The sequence below is a fragment of the Bartonella sp. TT119HLJHH genome (genome assembly GCF_042193385.1).
Lineage (GTDB): Bacteria > Pseudomonadota > Alphaproteobacteria > Rhizobiales > Rhizobiaceae > Bartonella.
The window spans coordinates 123,551-139,983 of the sequence record NZ_JBHILS010000003.1 but is presented as its reverse complement, the minus strand read 5'-3'; the positions used below and the strand labels follow the sequence as shown (position 1 = coordinate 139,983).

The window sequence follows — 16,433 nt, the reverse complement described above, 5'->3', positions numbered from 1 at the left end:
ATGATTTTCATAAGTTTTTTAATGGAGTTCTGTTAAGAATGAAAAAAATTAAAAGAAAAAATAACAATGAATTATCTTAAAATATTTTGCAAGTCCCTCCTTTTTTAAAGTACATACATTTCGAATTTAACCAACTCACAACGAATATGCTGTATTCTGAATAAGAATGTAAAAATTAACCATTTTGCCATTCATTTCAATTATGAGCATTTTACCATCTTTTTTATAAATACTCTATATTGTATAATTGATGCGGCAAAAACTCTGACAAATGGAGCTATTGGAACATAATCATGAAACGAATCCTGCTCGCAGAAGATGATAACGATATGCGTCGCTTCCTAGTCAAAGCCTTAGAACGTGCAGGCTACGAAGTCGCCGACTTCGATAATGGCATTAGCGCATATGAACGTTTACAAGAAGAGCCTTTTTCTCTTCTCCTTACTGACATTGTGATGCCAGAGATGGACGGCATCGAACTCGCACGACGCGCTACTGAAATTGACCCTGATTTACGCGTAATGTTTATTACAGGCTTTGCAGCGGTTGCACTCAATTCAAATAGTGATGCCCCTCCTGATGCAAAAGTACTCTCTAAACCATTTCACTTACGTGATCTGGTAAATGAGGTTGAAAAGATTCTTATAGCTGCTTAAAAGGATATTTTTTAAATTATTCATGTCTGATAAAAGAGAAAATGAAATTAGGCATTGACGTTTGTCATTCTATATGATGTATGCAACATCAATGAATGGGCGTGTAGCTCAGCGGGAGAGCACTACGTTGACATCGTAGGGGTCACAGGTTCAATCCCTGTCACGCCCACCATTCAACTTTATAGTATAAATAAATTATTGAGTTATCGTATTCTTTCAAGGTACGGGATGCATAAATAAAGATTCGGAAATAAGATTTTGCAACATGCCTCTACAAAGGGCATGCTTTACGGAGTGTTTTTAATATTTTTTACGTTCTGATAGCGCCTCTTGGAGGAAGCCATCTAAAAGTATCACAAACGTAATAACAGCCTCGTTGAATGAGAAATCCGAATATCGTAATGTTTTCTCATTTTAAACCTATTTATATTGAATCAATCAAAACCGTCTTCTCTCTTATACGTCATAAGAGGAACTGGTATTAGGTAATAAATTATATAAACATGCTGAAAAACGTAATAATATTATTCACAAAAAATAAAAAAAATTACAATAGATGTTTTTTTGTAATTTCACCAGCATTAGCCGCAATGCTTAAATCTAATCTAAGAAATAAAATATTCATTTTCAGAAAGATGAAAAGAATCTCGTAAAAAAAATTTTGCAATCTGTTTCCTAAAGCATGTAATGTAGTAGCAACACGCAGTAAGAAAATGCAATGCTATAGTTTCAGCAATCGAAAGCAATTTTTACTGAAAAAAGATAAAATAGAATCATTTTATACTAAAATAGCCAAAAGAAAGCATTTAGCAACAAAATCTACAAAAAACATCAAAAAGGTTCGGGAGTATACAGAGAAATAAGCTAACAGAATAAAAAGAAAACTCTCTAAATTTTTATAGCCTATCAATATATTTAAACATGGCGATCCCGACAGGATTCGAACCTGTGACCTACGGCTTAGAAGGCCGTTGCTCTATCCAGCTGAGCTACGGGACCCAACTGATTATTTTCTCAATTCAAAATAGCATCTTCAATTCAATGTGTCCAAGAATGCTGCCGATCACTGCGAAAATTATCAGAATAAGAAATAGAACGTCGAATCGATGTATGTTTCTTTTCTACACGGTAAGAGATAGCATTCTTACGCGCAAAAGCAATCGCTTCTTCCTTCCTATTAAATCGAATCCTTACCTGATTATTCATATCAGACGTTGCTGTGTAGCCCATAAGAGGTTCAAGCATTTTTGCTTTCATTGGCTCATACTCTAGAATCCAAAAACCTGTATTCCCCTTACCTGACTGCATAGCTGTCTTAGCAGGACTATAAATACGTGCGATCATGCCTTTTTCCTTCAGATTACACAACGCTTGGATGATAGTTTTTCACCACACGTACCCAATTGGGTCATTCTCACACACTCAATCAAATATGGTCGGAGCGATAGGATTCGAACCTACGACCCCCTGATCCCAAATCAGGTGCGCTACCAGGCTGCGCTACGCTCCGCCATTTACATTTACTTGATGCACATTTCCTAAAATTTTCACAACAGAAGTGCAAGAGAAAAACACACTTTTTTTTAATTTTGTTGCATTTCTTTACAAAAAAGCACATTTTTTAATTTTTTTCCCTACTCAATAACAAATTTATTGACAAATAGTAGAAAACAACCTCCGTAAAAATCCAATCTATATAAAAAAGAATGAATTTCTCTATAAGGACTTCATAATTTTTATCCTGCTTTAAGCAAGCTCTCATTGTATCAAAACACATTCCACAGATACAATTTTAGAAAAAAATGACTTAAATATCATAGAAAAACTTTCCCAAAGAGAACATAAGCCAAAAAATTCAGCTGTATTAAGCTTTTTTCCCCTCTTTTTCTATCTTTCCAAGGACACTTTTATTAAAAATTCTAGAATCTTCTACAATCCAAATCCATAAACAACAAACATTTTTTCAAAGCACAAAGGTTTTATTATAAATAAAATAAAGCGCTCTTTTTAGAAAAATTTTCAAATGCGAAAATGGTAAGAATTCAACATCATACAATAAAATCTCAAAGCTATTTAAAATAAACACACGATAAGAGTAAAAAATACTATTTTTTACTCTTATATAGATATCCAAAAAGAAGAAAATTTAAATGACTTGTCTTCCACATATTGAAACGATAATAGAAGGACAGAATAAGTAAGCCATGATAAGGAGTATTTACGGATTTCTTCTATTTAAAACTTCAGCAATAACAGCACGTGTTATTTTTCTTTTTCTTTGTAATGCCAACTGATCAACAGAATCAATAACACGCTTCAATGAAAATAAAGAACGTTCACAACGACTTACAAGATAATAAACCGTATCTGGATGTACAATAAGTTGCCTATCGGAAAAAAGCTTAAATGCAACAGCTGTTAACAATGCATCATCAGGCTGATTAATTTCAACGAACATCACCGAATTAAGACGACTTTTGAGATCATTTAACATTAAATTCCAAGCGGAAGGAAGTGTTCGTGCCGTCATCAATAAAGTAGCTTGTCGTGCATCAAGATTTGCTTGCTTAATACTGTTAATTAAATGAAAAAGTTCTGTCTCATTGATTTCACCTGCATCAATATCCTCTATTAAAAATGATCTGCCTAAAGAAGCCATAGTAATAGCCTGATCAATTTCATTGTGCTGAATCCTGAAAGCATCTGCTTTTTGGAGCCATATATTAGAAAAGTGCGTTTTTCCAGATCCTTCTTTGCCAACCAAAACTGCAATAGGTAAGCTCCAATTAGGCCAGTGATCAATAAGCTGAAAAGCCATACGATTGCTTTCCGTTACTACTAAATCATCAAATTGAAAAATTGGATTATGAGGAAAATTTAAAGATAATTGCGTTTCACGCCCATTCATTTTAGCGGCTCCGAATTTCCGCTTCGCGAATACATCTGAGAACTCAGATAAGTATGAAGAGCAAAACGAACTAAAACGCCAACAGCCGCTGCCGCAGGAACAGCAACAAGCATACCAGTAAAACCAAAGAGTGAAGAAAAAGCAAAAAGTGAAAACATCAACCATACAGGATGTAATCCCACTGATGAACCTACAAGCTTGGGTTGAAGAATATAACCTTCAATAAATTGACCAATTAAAAAAAGTGTCATCACAACAATGATTCCTCCCCAATTATTGGGATAAAACTGGACCCATGCAATACCAACAGAAAGGACCAAACCACTCATTGTGCCAATATAAGGAACAAAGCTAATAAGACCAATAAACATACCAATCAAAAGACTAAAATTGAGTCCTGCAATCGTTAAACCAATAGCATAATAGCCTCCCAATATGAGACAAACTGTTCCTTGTCCACGAACAAAGCCTGCTATAGCTCTATCCATTTCATGAAAAATACTCCGAACAGTTTCAAGATGATCACGCGGTATTAACGAATCAATTGCTTTCACCATCCGTGGCCAATCTAACAACATATAAAATGCCACAACAGGCGCCACAACCAATAGGCTAACGATATTAACGATAGATTTTCCTGACTTTAAAAGTGAATTCAAAAGAGACGTAATAAAATCCGAACCTTCTCCCAAAAATCCTTTAATATTATTCCGTAATTCATTTGGATCACTTCCAAAATAGCGCCTTATCCAATCAAAATCATGCTCAACAAAAAAGGTCTGAATACGATTAATATAAACAGGTAAACCATCACTCATAAATTGCTGTATTTGCCAACTAATAACAGGAATCAAAATAACTAAAGCAGCAACAAAGGTAATAACAATAAATAAAGTAATAAGGACAGTCCCAAACACACGACGAATACCAAATTTTTCAAGTAATTGAACAATGGGATTGAGAAAATAAGCCAACACAATCCCAGCCACAAAAGGAAGCAAAATTGATCCAAAAACAAACATAAAAAGAATGAAAAAAATCAGCGTACCAAGCCAAAAAAAGATTTGTCTTTTCATATTATTCGGCAACGGTAATTGAGTATATGCTGGCATATAAGTTTTATAACGGTCATGGGATGTATTCTCATTCACTTTTTTTCTCATAAGTTGCCAAGAAGACTTTCCGTGGTTATCTGATATCTTGTTCATAAAATATCCTAAAAAAAATTTCTTCACAAAAAATTATAAGCATTTTCAAAATAAGGTACAAGAAAAGTTGCTTATTTTCTTATCAATATCTCTTGCAGAGGAAACTCTATCATGGCATTGCATAACATCAAAAACTGATTTTCCATTAAAGGAAGGCTCCAATGAGCAATCAAGATCTTACAAATAATAAATCCAAGGCTGGGGATAAATCCAAAGCTGGTCTTACCTACGCAAAAGCCGGTGTAAACATCGATATGGGTAATGCTATGGTAGAAAAAATTAAACCCTTTATACGCGCGACAAAACGAGCCGGAGCAGATGCAGAAATTGGCGGGTTTGGTGGCCTTTTTGATTTAAAAGCAGCTGGCTTTACAGATCCTATCCTAGTCGCAGCCAATGATGGTGTGGGAACAAAATTAAAAATTGCCATTGAAGTAGATCACCATAACACTGTAGGTATTGATCTTGTAGCTATGTGTGTCAATGATTTACTCGTACAGGGGGCTGAACCTCTTTTTTTTCTGGATTATTTTGCAACTGGAAAGCTTGACCCAGAACAAGGTGCTGCGATTGTTTCTGGTATTGCAGAAGGATGTAAACAAGCCGGTGCTGCTCTTATTGGAGGAGAAACTGCAGAAATGCCAGGAATGTATGCAGAGGGAGATTATGATCTAGCCGGTTTTGCTGTAGGAGCATGCGAACGCAGCAAGATACTCCCTTCAAAAGATTTGACAGAAGGTGATATTATATTAGGTCTAAGCGCCTCTGGAATTCATTCCAATGGCTTTTCGCTTGTTCGACGAATCATCCAACAAAATTATCTCAAATGGAATGACCCTGCCCCTTTTTCCCCTGAAAACAGCCTTGGTATAGCACTTCTTACACCAACACGCATTTATGTAAAATCGCTTCTTCCCATCATGCGAAAATATGAAGGAATCAAAGCTCTTGCTCATATTACGGGTGGAGGCTTTCCTGAAAATATTCCACGGGTTATTCCATCTTCTCTCTGCGCTGAAATTAATCTTTCTACCATCAATGTTCCCTCCGTCTTTTCATGGATTGCCAAACAAGGTAAAATAGAAAAAACAGAAATGTTAAGAACATTCAATTGTGGTATTGGAATGATCATTATCGTAGCACAGCATGCGGCTGAAACAATTACGCAAGCTCTTGAAAAAAAAGGAGAGAAGGTGACTCCACTTGGCATTTTAACAAAACGACAAGATCAAAATAAAGGAATACTTTATAAAGGGGTACTGCATTTATGAAAAAAAAAATCGTCGTTTTTATTTCTGGTAATGGATCCAATATGGTCGCCCTTGCTCAAGCAAGTCAACAAAAAGGATATCCTGCTGAAATTGTTGCTGTTATTTGCGATAATCCGCGTGCAAACGGTATTGAAAAAGCGCAAAACCACAACTTACCCATTCATATTGTTGAGCGCAAAATTTACAAAACAAAAGAAGAGCATGAAGAAGATATTTTTACGATTTTAGATCAATATAAACCAGATTTTCTCTGCTTTGCGGGGTATATGCGCCTTATCTCACCACGTTTTGTAAAACTTTATGAAGGACGAATTTTAAACATTCATCCTTCTCTTTTACCTTCATTTAAAGGCTTAAACACACATGAAAAAGCTTTACAAGCAGGTGTAAAAATCACGGGTTGCACTGTTCATCTTGTTACAGAAGACATGGATGCAGGAAAAATTCTTGCCCAAGCAGCCGTTCCAGTCTATCCTCATGATACTGCTGAGTGCTTAGCACAAAGAGTTCTTAAAGTAGAGCATAAACTCTACCCTGAAGCTTTAAAAGCATTTATTGAAGGAAAGAGCAAAATAGTCGATACGCAACAACAGCTTTTATCTTTTTGAGTATCAACAATCTATTAATCAGCATATTTCAATGCTTTACACATAGTTTTTGCTCAGTATCTACAATTAAAAATCTCTATGAAATGTTGACATAATAGAGTCCATCTCTTCATAAATTTTTTGCACAGAATATGTGATTTTTTTGAATTTTAATTGAATTTCTAAATGGTTCTTCTTTATTTAATTTTCTAACATTATTTATCAAAATACTCTTGTATTTCACCTAAAAAATCTTAAAACACGCAATTTTTCTATGGCATTAAATTTTTGTATCATGACGAAAGTGTTTCTTTAACTGTTACAGCTAACTGTTTGAGTGTAAAAGGTTTAGACAAAAAACCAAAAACAGCATCTTGTGGAAGATTTTTAGAAAAAGCATCTTTTGCATATCCAGAAACGAAAAGAAATTTGATATCAGGATAGTTTTTACGGACTTCCTTCAATAAAGTGGGCCCATCCATTTCTGGCATCACCACATCGGAAACAATAATATCAACATCTCCTTTTTGTTCCTCAAGAATAGAGAGTGCTTCCACCCCACTTGCAGCCTCTAAAACCGTATATCCTCTCATTTTAAGAGCTCTTACCCCTCCCATTCTAACCGCATCTTCATCTTCAACCAATAAAACGGTCGCAGATCCTGTTAAATCTATATTTTTATCTTTCTCTTCATCTTTTTCAATCTTTTGAGAAATTTCTCCTTTTATATTAGGGATATAACGGGGAAGAAAAATATGAAATGTTGCTCCTTCACCTTCTTTACTTTCACAATAAATGTACCCACCGCTCTGCTTGATAATTCCATAAACCATTGATAAACCAAGTCCGGTTCCTTTTCCAACTTCTTTTGTTGTAAAAAATGGCTCAAACATTTTTTCTTGTATAGCAGCAGATATACCAGCCCCTGTATCTGAAATAGTCAATTGCACATACTCGCCAATTGCTAATCCAAGATGATTAAATTCAGCACTTTGTTGCTTTGTAATATTATTTGTTGCAATCGTAACAATACCTCCATCGAACATGGCATCACGCGCATTAATAACCAAATTCATAATAACACGCTGAAAAGATGCTTGATCAACTTCAACGCTCCACAAATCTCTTCCATGGATAATTTTTAACTGAATATTATTCCCCAAAAGTGGTAAAATAAGATTGCGGATATCTGATAAAAATTCAGTAAAATCGACTTCTTCAGGTCGAAGTGTTTGCTTTCTAGAAAAAGCTAATAATTGCTGGACAAGAGCAGCTGCACGATTAGCATTGTTTTTAATATTGATCAGATCAGCATGAGCAGGATCAGAACTACGATGCGTATTTAAAAGAAGATCACACGACATTAAAATTGCTGTTAAAACATTATTAAAATCATGAGCAATGCCGCCAGCCAATTGTCCTACAGCTTGCATCTTCTGATTTTGCATCATTTTATCTTCAAGTGTTTTTTGTTCGGTTGTTTCAATGACAGAGATAATAAGCAAATCTTGCAATGCATCACCATGATAGGGCGGTACAGACATAATATGGAGCCGTAAATGGCATTCTTCATTTTTTTCTAAAACAGTTTCTAGAGAAACAAAATAATTTTTATTTGTCGCAATTCTCTGAAAAGAACGCTCTAACTGCACACAATCACGACGAGAAATAACATCATAAAAATTGACAGCTTTGTCCATACATCCCGTGAGTGATGAAAAAGCTTTATTCATATGAACCAATTGCCCTGCATGATCCACCACGGCTATTGCAAAAGGACTCGCATCAAAATATTCTTCTAATATACTGGGTAATTTTAATTGATCATCCTCTTCTTTTTGTATTTGTTGTGGAATGATCACAACACGATAAATGGCTTCCTCTTCTAAGAGAGAAGAAACAGATATAAGACAATGGAATATTTTCTCACAAGTCGTGTGTGAATTTAAACATAACGAAAACCTATAGGGTAAAGAGTAACCTGAACTTTGATATCTGTTGGTTTGTAAACAGATATCACTCCATGAGCTCTTAGCGCCAACGCTATCAAATAACGAATCAAAATTATATTGACCAATTGAGAAATTCGCTAAATCAATTGAAAACCATTCTGCAAAAGTCGCATTGGCATAAAGAATAGTTCCTTGTCTATTAACGGATACAAAACCAATAGAAGCTTGATCCAAGTGATTGATAGCCTCTTGAAGGTTCGAGAAAAAAACTTCTCGCGTTTGTTGTAAGTGCGAAATATCAGTAATACGCCAAAATAAAAGCTTTTTTTTCTGTTTTGTGATAGGTTGAATGGAAATATTATACCAAACAGATTTTTTTAATGTAGAATCGGTAAAAATTGGCTGTTCTACTCTTAATTCCTCTTGCGCTGCAAGATTATTACAGGCTGCAACCTTTAAGCGGTACGAGAGTGCACCAGCTCCTGGCAGATCTGCAATAACCCTATAACAAGACACTTCAGGCTTATAGGTCAGAATTTTTCGATAGTTGTGATTAGAATAATAAACAAAACCAGAAAGATCAGAGATTACAATTGCATCATCGCTCCTATTAAAGATGCTAAAATCAAAATCTTCATGCGACCACACATGATATCTTAAAATTCCCATTCCACACAAAACGAGTGTTGCAACACCGATCATTGCTAGAATCAAAAAAGATATTGATATTGCCTGTTGCAAATAGTTTTGTGGATAAAAAAAACCTAAAATACCCACAATGAAAAGAAAACCTAATACAAAAACAATACCAAAAATCACAACTCTCCGGTGAAACGAAGACGCTGATCTTTCATTATTCTGAAAATCTTTATCCATCTCTCTTTGCCTTAGCTTATAGCTATTTCTTATGTCACAAACTTCCTTTATATTCGTTGTTATGTTGTTATAAAGTATATACTATGATATTATCTAAGATAAGCTCGCTTAATATTCAAAAGTTTATTTCTTACATTATAAGTGAATCTTTTGAGGGTATGTTTATAAATTTATCTCAATAAAAAATAATATTTCCATCCAAAATGGGAGAAAATCTATGTATATCTGGTTATCAGAGCAGATAGGTGTATCTGCTGCAAACATAACGATAAGCTTTTTGCTTTTTATAATAACAATCGCAGCTATTACCGTAATTATCGTGTTTTTACGTCGCTTAAGTACAGGAAGATACAGCATTAATAGAAAAAAAAGTCTATCACGATTAGCATTATGTGAAGTAATTTCTATAGATCGAGCACGCCGCCTTGTTTTAGTCCGTTGCGATAATAAAGAACATTTGCTCCTTATTGGCGGATTAACAGATGTGGTTGTAGAATCCGATATTACTGGTACATCAAAAATACAAAAAAGAGAAACAGACACACATCTAAATTCCGCCCCTCCAGAAAGAAACGATGTATCGGATAAAAGTCCCTCTCCTTTTACGAATCAAGGGGTAAAAGATTCAGCCATCACCGCCGAAATTGAGGGGCGGCAAGAACCATCTTTATTCATTCCTACCCCTCAAAAATAAAAATATACAATTTCATCACCACGAATTTTATTTGTTTATCATCTCAATGACCTTAATCATCGCGATAAACTCTTTCTCGTCGTTCGTGACGTTCTTGCGCTTCCAATGACAAAACGGCTATCGGCCGAGCCTCAAGACGCTTTATACTAATGGGCTCGCCGGTTTCTTCACAAAAACCATATGTCCCATTATCAATGCGCTCTAAAGCAGCATCTATTTTTGAAATAAGTTTCCTCTGACGATCACGAGCACGTAATTCGATTGTACGATCAGTTTCACAAGAAGCCCGATCAGTCAAATCGGGTTGACCAACATTCTCTTCCTGCAAATTTTCCAAAGTCTCACGAGCTTCTTTTAATATATCATTCTTCCAAGAAACCAATTTAGCACGAAAATACGCCTTTTGCCGCTCATTCATAAAAGGCTCATCTTCACTAGGGCGATATTGACCATCAATCTCTTCGCTCATGCAATAAAAAACCTCCACATATGCTATGTGCGGTCTATATATTGTGCAATACCCATCAACACAAGAGTAAAATGTTTTTTCATAACAATCGACGAATAAGTCTAAATGCACTGTTTAGGTTCAATCGCTTTTTTATGTAGATTGGATTCTTGATCAAATCTCATCCAGAATCATTTTTCTCGCTTATTGAAAAACTTTAAAAAGAAGGAAATCTAATATCAGATATCAGAGCCATCCCTCCCCTACTCTCTCATTGTTTAAAGTCTAAATGAAGCAACAATAAATCATTTCATCAATGCAAAAAAATAAAATCTTTATAAAGGCAAAGTGTGATATTCACGTTTCAAATACATCAAAGCATCTTTTTCTTGATTACAGTTGATTGCAACAACCTCACCAATCAAAACACAATGGGTTGCATGCTCGTGCCAACAAATCAAACGACAATCAAACGATGCTAAAGCATCTGAAAGACTAGGCGCCCCTGTTTGCAGAGTTCCCCATTGTGCAACATCAAAATGCTCATTTTGAGTAGACTCATTTTGTGAAGAATTACAACGCCTGGAAAAAATATCTGCTAATGAACGATGTTTTCCTGCCAAGCTATTAACACAAAAATTCCCATTCTCCATAAACACCTGATTCTTCAGATTATGGCGCATAAGACAAACAAGAAGGGTCGGAGGATCATCAGATAAAGAACAACACGCCGAAACAGTTACCCCGCGCTTTCCCTTAATGCCATTTGTTGTCACAATATGCACAGCTCCTGCAAAAAGACTCATAGCATCTCGATATTCTTGCGAAGAAACCGTAATATTATGTTGAAGTTTAGGCATTAAATATGTTTTATGATTCGACATATCTTTCACTTATAAAGCTTTAAAATTTCAAGCGATCTTTTTATAAAAAGATCTATAATACATATTTTTTCTTTTCCGTCATAACATAAAAGTTATTTGTGTATACACAGGCGACATGATAAAAACTGCCAATCTAAGGAGATTTTAATGCCCCATTCTCATCTCATTTCGCCTTCTCTCTTGGCTTCTGATTTTTCTAAACTTGGACAAGAAATGTTAGATGTTGTTGATGCTGGTGCAGATTGGCTTCATCTTGATATTATGGATGGGCACTTTGTTCCTAACATCACCTTTGGTCCTGAAATTGTCAAAGCTTTACGCCCATTAACAAAAGCAATATTTGATGTCCACCTGATGATCGCACCAGTAGATCCTTATTTAGAAGCTTTTGCAAAAGCTGGTTCAGATATTATAACCATTCATGCTGAAGCAGGTCCACATCTTCATCGTTCATTACAAACAATCAAAAAAATGGGGAAAAAAGCAGGAATAGCACTCAATCCAAGCACCCCTGAACATGTACTTGAATATTTGCTTGATCAATTAGATCTCATTCTCATCATGACGGTCAATCCCGGTTTTGGTGGACAAAGTTTTATTCCAGAAATAAAAGACAAAATTAAGCGCGTTAAAAACATGATTGCAAACCGCCCTATTGATCTTGAAGTTGATGGTGGTATCACCGTTGATACAATTGGGATAGCTGCAAAAGCTGGTGCAAATGTATTTGTCGCAGGCTCTTCAATTTATAAAGATGGAAATAAAGAGCTTTACAAAACACGTATTAGTGCATTGCGCCAAGCCGCAATCCTCTCACAACAAGGAAAAAAATGATGATCGCACGTTATTCCCGCCCTGCAATGGTAACAATTTGGTCTCCCGAAACAAAATATCGTATTTGGTTTGAAATTGAAGCCCATGCCTGTGATGCCCTTGCTCACTTAGGGATTATTCCGAAAGAAGCCGCCAAAGTCATTTGGGAAAAAGGGGCAGCAGCTAAATTTGATGTCAATCGCATTGATGAAATTGAAGCAATTACCAAACATGATGTTATCGCATTTCTAACCCACCTAGCTGAATTCATTGGACCAGAGGCACGTTTTATCCACCAAGGCATGACATCATCTGATGTTCTCGATACAACGCTGAACATTCAATTGATGCGTGCGAGTGATATTTTGCTAGAGGATATAGATCAACTTCTTGAAGCATTAAAAAGACGTGCTTTTGAGCATAAAGAGACAATCACCATTGGGCGGAGTCATGGCATTCATGCTGAACCGACAACATTTGGAATCAAGTTTGCTCTTGCATACGCTGAATTTTCCCGTTGTCGCAAACGTCTTCTTGCAGCACGAGAAGAAATTTCTACTTGCGCGATTTCAGGAGCCGTAGGAACTTTTGCAAATATCGATCCACGCGTTGAAGAACATGTAGCAAAAGCCTTGAGGATGCGTGCTGAACCAGTTTCCACCCAAGTAATACCAAGAGATCGTCATGCTATGTTTTTTGCAACACTTGGTGTTATTGCTTCCTCTATTGAAAGGCTAGCGATAGAAATACGCCATTTACAACGAACAGAAGTTCTTGAAGCAGAGGAACATTTCTCACCTGGGCAAAAAGGTTCATCGGCAATGCCTCATAAACGTAATCCAGTTTTAACAGAAAATTTAACTGGATTAGCCCGTATGGTACGTGCATTTGCACTCCCTGCCATGGAAAATGTAGCGCTTTGGCATGAACGTGATATTTCCCATTCATCTGTTGAGCGTTATATTGCTCCAGATGCGACTATTACACTTGATTTTGCTCTTTCTCGCCTTACATCTGTCATTGAAAATCTTATTGTCTATCCAGAAAATATGCAAAAAAATCTCAATAAATTCCGCGGTCTTGTTCACTCACAACGGGTTCTCTTAGCCCTCACACAAGCAGGGATTAGTCGTGAAGATTCTTATCGGATTGTACAACGAAATGCGATGAAAGTTTGGGAACAAGGAAAAGACTTTTTAGAAGAACTCCTCAACGACAAAGATGTTACCAAAGCTTTAAGTGAAGAAGAACTTCGCGAAAAATTTGATCTTTCTTACCACACCAAGCATATCAATACGATTTTTAAACGTGTTTTTGAAGAACAATAAAGCGACATAGAAAGAACCAAACTCCATTCCACCTATGATCAAAAATCTGTTGTAACAAAGAAAACAATTCATGAAAGCAAATCAACTCGATATTCTTATTGTTCCTGGCTACAAAGGATCTGGTCCAGATCATTGGCAAACACGCTGGGAAAAAAAATTGTCGACAGCCCGCCGCATTGAACAACTCCATTGGTCAAAGCCTGTTTGTGAAGAGTGGGTTAACAAAGTTAAAACCGCCATCGCAAAAGCTCAAAGGCCTGTTATGCTTATTGCGCATTCATTAGGCGTTCCTACTGCTCTTCAGGCAACTATACAAAATGCAGAAAAAATTTGTGGCGCTTTCTTTGTTGCCCCTCCTGATGTAGCCAATGAGAAAATACGCCCCAAACATTTAATGACATTTGGCCCTTATTATCGCCAAAAGTTGCCTTTTCCTTCTCTTGTCATAGCCAGCCGTAACGATGAGTTTTGTCAATTTTCAGTAGCAGAAGAAATTGCCAATGATTGGGGATCACTCTTTGTTGATGCTGGGTATTCTGGCCATATTAATGCAGAATCTGGACACGGACCTTGGCCTGAAGGGCTGATGGTCCTCTCTCACTTTCTTGCAAAAATTTGATCCAAAAGAAGTAGTCCTCTTTCTAATTGCCTATTCTCCACCATTGGGTAAACGTGTCATGACAAAAATTATATAAAGTATTATAGCAATATCATTGAGAATTTCTATCAATTAGGATAGTATCAGTTGTCAATGTTATTAAAAACCTCTCAAAATAAATAGAGAATCATCAAGATAAATAGAGAAACATAATGAATCGTCGCCACCGTATTTATGAAGGCAAGGCTAAAATTTTATATGAAGGACCTGAACCAGGAACTTATATTCAATTTTTTAAAGATGATGCAACAGCCTTTAATGCAAAAAAACATGAAATTATCGACGGAAAGGGCGTTTTAAACAACCGAATTTCGGAACATATCTTTAGCCACCTTGGACGTTTAGGCATCCCAACACATTTTATCAAACGCATAAACATGCGCGAACAGCTTATTAAAGCAGTGGAAATCATTCCGTTGGAAGTTGTTGTTCGCAATGTTGCGGCCGGCTCTCTTGCTAAGCGTTTAGGTCTGGAAGAAGGAACCCCGCTTCCACAATCCATCATTGAGTTCTACTATAAAAATGATTCTCTCGATGATCCCATGGTGACAGAAGAACATATCACGGCTTTTGGGTGGGCTGTCCCACAAGAGATAGAAGATATCATGCAACTTTCAATTCGTATTAATGATTTTCTTTCTGGGCTTTTTGCCGGTGTTAACATACAGTTAATTGATTTTAAAATGGAATTTGGTCGCCTGTGGGAAGATGAAACCATGCGCATTGTTCTTGCTGATGAAATCTCTCCTGATTCTGCACGACTATGGGATATGCAAACACACGAAAAAATGGATAAAGACCGTTTTCGTCGTGATATGGGTGGGCTTATTAATGCCTATCAAGAAGTCGCCAAACGTCTTGGTATTATGAATGAAAATGAACCAATACGACCAAGTGGTCCCGTTCTCGTAAAGTAAACACAAGATAAAATAACATCATCTTCTACAAATACTCCTCTTCAAATGAGAGGTTCTTTTAAAAAGCAGGAAGTAAAATAATGAAAGCACGCATTACAGTTACTTTAAGAGAAAGCGTTCTTGATCCACAAGGAGAAGCAATTGTCGGTGCTTTAAAAAGTTTGGCTTTCGAAGGCATTCAATCCATTCGTCAAGGAAAGGTTTTTGATATTGTTCTTGATGATCTACCTTCTGAAACCGCAAAGAGAAAACTTGAACAAATGTGTGAAGAGTTACTCGCAAATACTGTCATTGAAAATTATACAATCGAACTTCTGTAAGTGAAACACTCATGAAAACTGCCATCATTCAACTTCCTGGATTAAATCGTGATCGAGATATGGTTGCAGCATTACATCATATAACGGGAGTTGAGCCACTAAAAATTTGGCAAACAGAAACAACAATTCCAGATGTAGATGTTATTATTATTCCTGGTGGTTTTTCCTATGGCGACTACTTAAGATGTGGTGCAATTGGAGCGCGAACTCCCATCTTAAAAGCCATTCGTGAAAAAGCACAAGAAGGGACTACAATAATAGGGATCTGTAATGGATTTCAAATTTTGTTGGAAGCGGGATTATTACCCGGTACTTTAATGCGTAACGCTTCTTTAAAATTTGTTTGTCGTGAAATCAAACTTGAAGTCGTCAATGCCAAGACAAAATTTTCTCGATATTATTCTAAAGGACAAATTATTCGTTGTCCTGTTGCCCATCACGATGGGAATTATTTTGTTGATAGTGAAACATTAAAACAAATGGAAGATAATGAACAAATTGTTTTTCGTTATGCAGAAAATACAAATCCTAATGGCTCAATGAAAGATATTGCTGGTATTGTTAATAAAGCTGGTAATATTCTTGGTATGATGCCTCATCCTGAAAACTTTATTGAACCCGCCCATGGCGGTATTGACGGTCGTTTACTTTTTCAAAGTGCTTTAGAGTTAGTAAAGGGATGATGCCGCAAAAATCCTCGAGCTCCATAATTATAAAACAAAGGTTGATATCTCATATCGTAAATCTATGAACGAAATTCTTCACAAACAACAATGGATATTATTGCTCTAAATACATAATTATTTAAGATCGTTTTTGGTCTTAAATCCCACCAAACAAACGAACAAAATCTTCAGCTTACGGTCTATGAATATTTTTATTATTAAACAACATTATTGCTTATAATAGCTGC

16 protein-coding genes and 3 tRNA genes are annotated in these 16,433 nt (G+C 36.1%); 11 read left to right on the top strand and 8 right to left on the bottom strand.

Features of this window, described 5'->3' with window-relative positions; genetic code table 11:
• The first annotated feature begins 293 nt into the window (after window positions 1-293).
• Window positions 294-656: a cell cycle two-component system response regulator CpdR gene (cpdR, locus tag ACFIJL_RS02985; protein WP_375622424.1), complete on the top strand. Its 363-nt coding sequence runs from the start codon at window positions 294-296 to the stop codon at window positions 654-656.
• 97 nt (window positions 657-753) lie between these two features.
• Window positions 754-828, top strand: a tRNA-Val gene (locus ACFIJL_RS02980).
• A 750-nt stretch (window positions 829-1,578) separates the two neighbouring features.
• On the opposite strand, the gene ACFIJL_RS02975 is transcribed toward ACFIJL_RS02980, so the two are convergent.
• From ACFIJL_RS02975 to ACFIJL_RS02955, 5 genes are all read right to left on the bottom strand, one after another.
• Window positions 1,579-1,655, bottom strand: a tRNA-Arg gene (locus ACFIJL_RS02975).
• Between the two features lie 39 nt (window positions 1,656-1,694).
• A complete protein-coding gene (locus ACFIJL_RS02970; protein ID WP_375622423.1) occupies window positions 1,695-2,000 on the bottom strand; it encodes an ETC complex I subunit in 306 nt (101 codons plus the stop codon).
• 89 nt (window positions 2,001-2,089) lie between these two features.
• A tRNA-Pro gene (locus ACFIJL_RS02965) sits at window positions 2,090-2,166 on the bottom strand.
• A 708-nt stretch (window positions 2,167-2,874) separates the two neighbouring features.
• Window positions 2,875-3,564 carry a DnaA regulatory inactivator HdaA gene (hdaA, locus tag ACFIJL_RS02960; RefSeq protein ID WP_375622422.1) on the bottom strand — a complete coding sequence of 230 codons (690 nt, stop codon included), beginning with the start codon at window positions 3,562-3,564 and terminating at the stop codon, window positions 2,875-2,877.
• Complete coding sequence (locus ACFIJL_RS02955; RefSeq protein WP_375622421.1) at window positions 3,561-4,772, bottom strand: AI-2E family transporter; 1,212 nt, start codon at window positions 4,770-4,772, stop codon at window positions 3,561-3,563. Before ACFIJL_RS02955 ends, hdaA begins: the two co-directional genes overlap by 4 nt.
• A 161-nt stretch (window positions 4,773-4,933) precedes the next feature.
• On the opposite strand from ACFIJL_RS02955, the gene purM reads away from it, so the two are divergent.
• Window positions 4,934-6,043, top strand: a complete 1,110-nt coding sequence (purM, locus tag ACFIJL_RS02950) for a phosphoribosylformylglycinamidine cyclo-ligase (protein ID WP_375622420.1) — start codon at window positions 4,934-4,936, stop codon at window positions 6,041-6,043.
• Window positions 6,040-6,651, top strand: coding sequence for a phosphoribosylglycinamide formyltransferase (purN, locus tag ACFIJL_RS02945; RefSeq protein WP_375622419.1), 612 nt, complete (start codon window positions 6,040-6,042; stop codon window positions 6,649-6,651). Before purM ends, purN begins: the two co-directional genes overlap by 4 nt.
• Window positions 6,652-6,923: 272 nt before the next feature.
• Here purN and ACFIJL_RS02940 read toward each other — a convergent pair whose 3' ends face one another.
• Window positions 6,924-9,458, bottom strand: coding sequence for a response regulator (locus ACFIJL_RS02940; RefSeq protein ID WP_375622418.1), 2,535 nt, complete (start codon window positions 9,456-9,458; stop codon window positions 6,924-6,926).
• Window positions 9,459-9,675: 217 nt separating this feature from the next.
• On the opposite strand from ACFIJL_RS02940, the gene ACFIJL_RS02935 reads away from it, so the two are divergent.
• Window positions 9,676-10,152 (top strand): hypothetical protein, encoded by a 477-nt coding sequence (locus ACFIJL_RS02935; protein WP_375622417.1) that lies wholly within the window; start codon window positions 9,676-9,678, stop codon window positions 10,150-10,152.
• A gap of 52 nt (window positions 10,153-10,204) precedes the next feature.
• Here the strand turns inward: ACFIJL_RS02935 and dksA are convergent, their stop codons facing one another.
• A complete protein-coding gene (dksA, locus tag ACFIJL_RS02930) occupies window positions 10,205-10,621 on the bottom strand; it encodes an RNA polymerase-binding protein DksA (protein WP_015856486.1) in 417 nt (138 codons plus the stop codon).
• 314 nt (window positions 10,622-10,935) lie between these two features.
• The gene (locus tag ACFIJL_RS02925) at window positions 10,936-11,484 is read right to left on the bottom strand and encodes a flavin reductase (RefSeq protein ID WP_375622416.1); all 549 of its coding nucleotides are present in this window, start codon (window positions 11,482-11,484) and stop codon (window positions 10,936-10,938) included.
• A 147-nt stretch (window positions 11,485-11,631) separates the two neighbouring features.
• On the opposite strand from ACFIJL_RS02925, the gene rpe reads away from it, so the two are divergent.
• The 6 genes from rpe to purQ all read left to right on the top strand — a co-directional run bounded on the left by rpe (window position 11,632) and on the right by purQ (window position 16,203).
• On the top strand, window positions 11,632-12,318 hold the full coding sequence (gene rpe, locus ACFIJL_RS02920; RefSeq protein WP_375622415.1) for a ribulose-phosphate 3-epimerase: 687 nt from the start codon (window positions 11,632-11,634) through the stop codon (window positions 12,316-12,318).
• A complete protein-coding gene (purB, locus tag ACFIJL_RS02915; protein ID WP_375606722.1) occupies window positions 12,318-13,625 on the top strand; it encodes an adenylosuccinate lyase in 1,308 nt (435 codons plus the stop codon). Before rpe ends, purB begins: the two co-directional genes overlap by 1 nt.
• Window positions 13,626-13,695: 70 nt before the next feature.
• Window positions 13,696-14,244: an RBBP9/YdeN family alpha/beta hydrolase gene (locus ACFIJL_RS02910; RefSeq protein ID WP_375622414.1), complete on the top strand. Its 549-nt coding sequence runs from the start codon at window positions 13,696-13,698 to the stop codon at window positions 14,242-14,244.
• A gap of 191 nt (window positions 14,245-14,435) precedes the next feature.
• Entirely contained in the window at window positions 14,436-15,200 is a 765-nt protein-coding gene (gene purC / locus ACFIJL_RS02905) for a phosphoribosylaminoimidazolesuccinocarboxamide synthase (protein WP_375622413.1), read from the top strand.
• Window positions 15,201-15,280: 80 nt separating this feature from the next.
• Complete coding sequence (gene purS / locus ACFIJL_RS02900) at window positions 15,281-15,520, top strand: phosphoribosylformylglycinamidine synthase subunit PurS (RefSeq protein WP_375622412.1); 240 nt, start codon at window positions 15,281-15,283, stop codon at window positions 15,518-15,520.
• A gap of 11 nt (window positions 15,521-15,531) precedes the next feature.
• Window positions 15,532-16,203, top strand: a complete 672-nt coding sequence (gene purQ, locus ACFIJL_RS02895) for a phosphoribosylformylglycinamidine synthase subunit PurQ (RefSeq protein ID WP_375622411.1) — start codon at window positions 15,532-15,534, stop codon at window positions 16,201-16,203.
• Window positions 16,204-16,433: the final 230 nt, after the last annotated feature.

Excerpts from the sequence above, each read along its gene's own strand:
- cpdR (WP_375622424.1), top strand. The coding sequence starts at position 294 with ATGAAACGAATCCTGCTCGCAGAAGATGATAACGATATGCGTCGCTTC.
- ACFIJL_RS02970 (WP_375622423.1), bottom strand. The coding sequence starts at position 2,000 with ATGATCGCACGTATTTATAGTCCTGCTAAGACAGCTATGCAGTCAGGT.
- hdaA (WP_375622422.1), bottom strand. The coding sequence starts at position 3,564 with ATGAATGGGCGTGAAACGCAATTATCTTTAAATTTTCCTCATAATCCA.
- ACFIJL_RS02955 (WP_375622421.1), bottom strand. The coding sequence starts at position 4,772 with ATGAACAAGATATCAGATAACCACGGAAAGTCTTCTTGGCAACTTATG.
- purM (WP_375622420.1), top strand. The coding sequence starts at position 4,934 with ATGAGCAATCAAGATCTTACAAATAATAAATCCAAGGCTGGGGATAAA.
- purN (WP_375622419.1), top strand. The coding sequence starts at position 6,040 with ATGAAAAAAAAAATCGTCGTTTTTATTTCTGGTAATGGATCCAATATG.
- ACFIJL_RS02940 (WP_375622418.1), bottom strand. The coding sequence starts at position 9,458 with ATGGATAAAGATTTTCAGAATAATGAAAGATCAGCGTCTTCGTTTCAC.
- ACFIJL_RS02935 (WP_375622417.1), top strand. The coding sequence starts at position 9,676 with ATGTATATCTGGTTATCAGAGCAGATAGGTGTATCTGCTGCAAACATA.
- dksA (WP_015856486.1), bottom strand. The coding sequence starts at position 10,621 with ATGAGCGAAGAGATTGATGGTCAATATCGCCCTAGTGAAGATGAGCCT.
- ACFIJL_RS02925 (WP_375622416.1), bottom strand. The coding sequence starts at position 11,484 with ATGTCGAATCATAAAACATATTTAATGCCTAAACTTCAACATAATATT.
- rpe (WP_375622415.1), top strand. The coding sequence starts at position 11,632 with ATGCCCCATTCTCATCTCATTTCGCCTTCTCTCTTGGCTTCTGATTTT.
- purB (WP_375606722.1), top strand. The coding sequence starts at position 12,318 with ATGATCGCACGTTATTCCCGCCCTGCAATGGTAACAATTTGGTCTCCC.
- ACFIJL_RS02910 (WP_375622414.1), top strand. The coding sequence starts at position 13,696 with ATGAAAGCAAATCAACTCGATATTCTTATTGTTCCTGGCTACAAAGGA.
- purC (WP_375622413.1), top strand. The coding sequence starts at position 14,436 with ATGAATCGTCGCCACCGTATTTATGAAGGCAAGGCTAAAATTTTATAT.
- purS (WP_375622412.1), top strand. The coding sequence starts at position 15,281 with ATGAAAGCACGCATTACAGTTACTTTAAGAGAAAGCGTTCTTGATCCA.
- purQ (WP_375622411.1), top strand. The coding sequence starts at position 15,532 with ATGAAAACTGCCATCATTCAACTTCCTGGATTAAATCGTGATCGAGAT.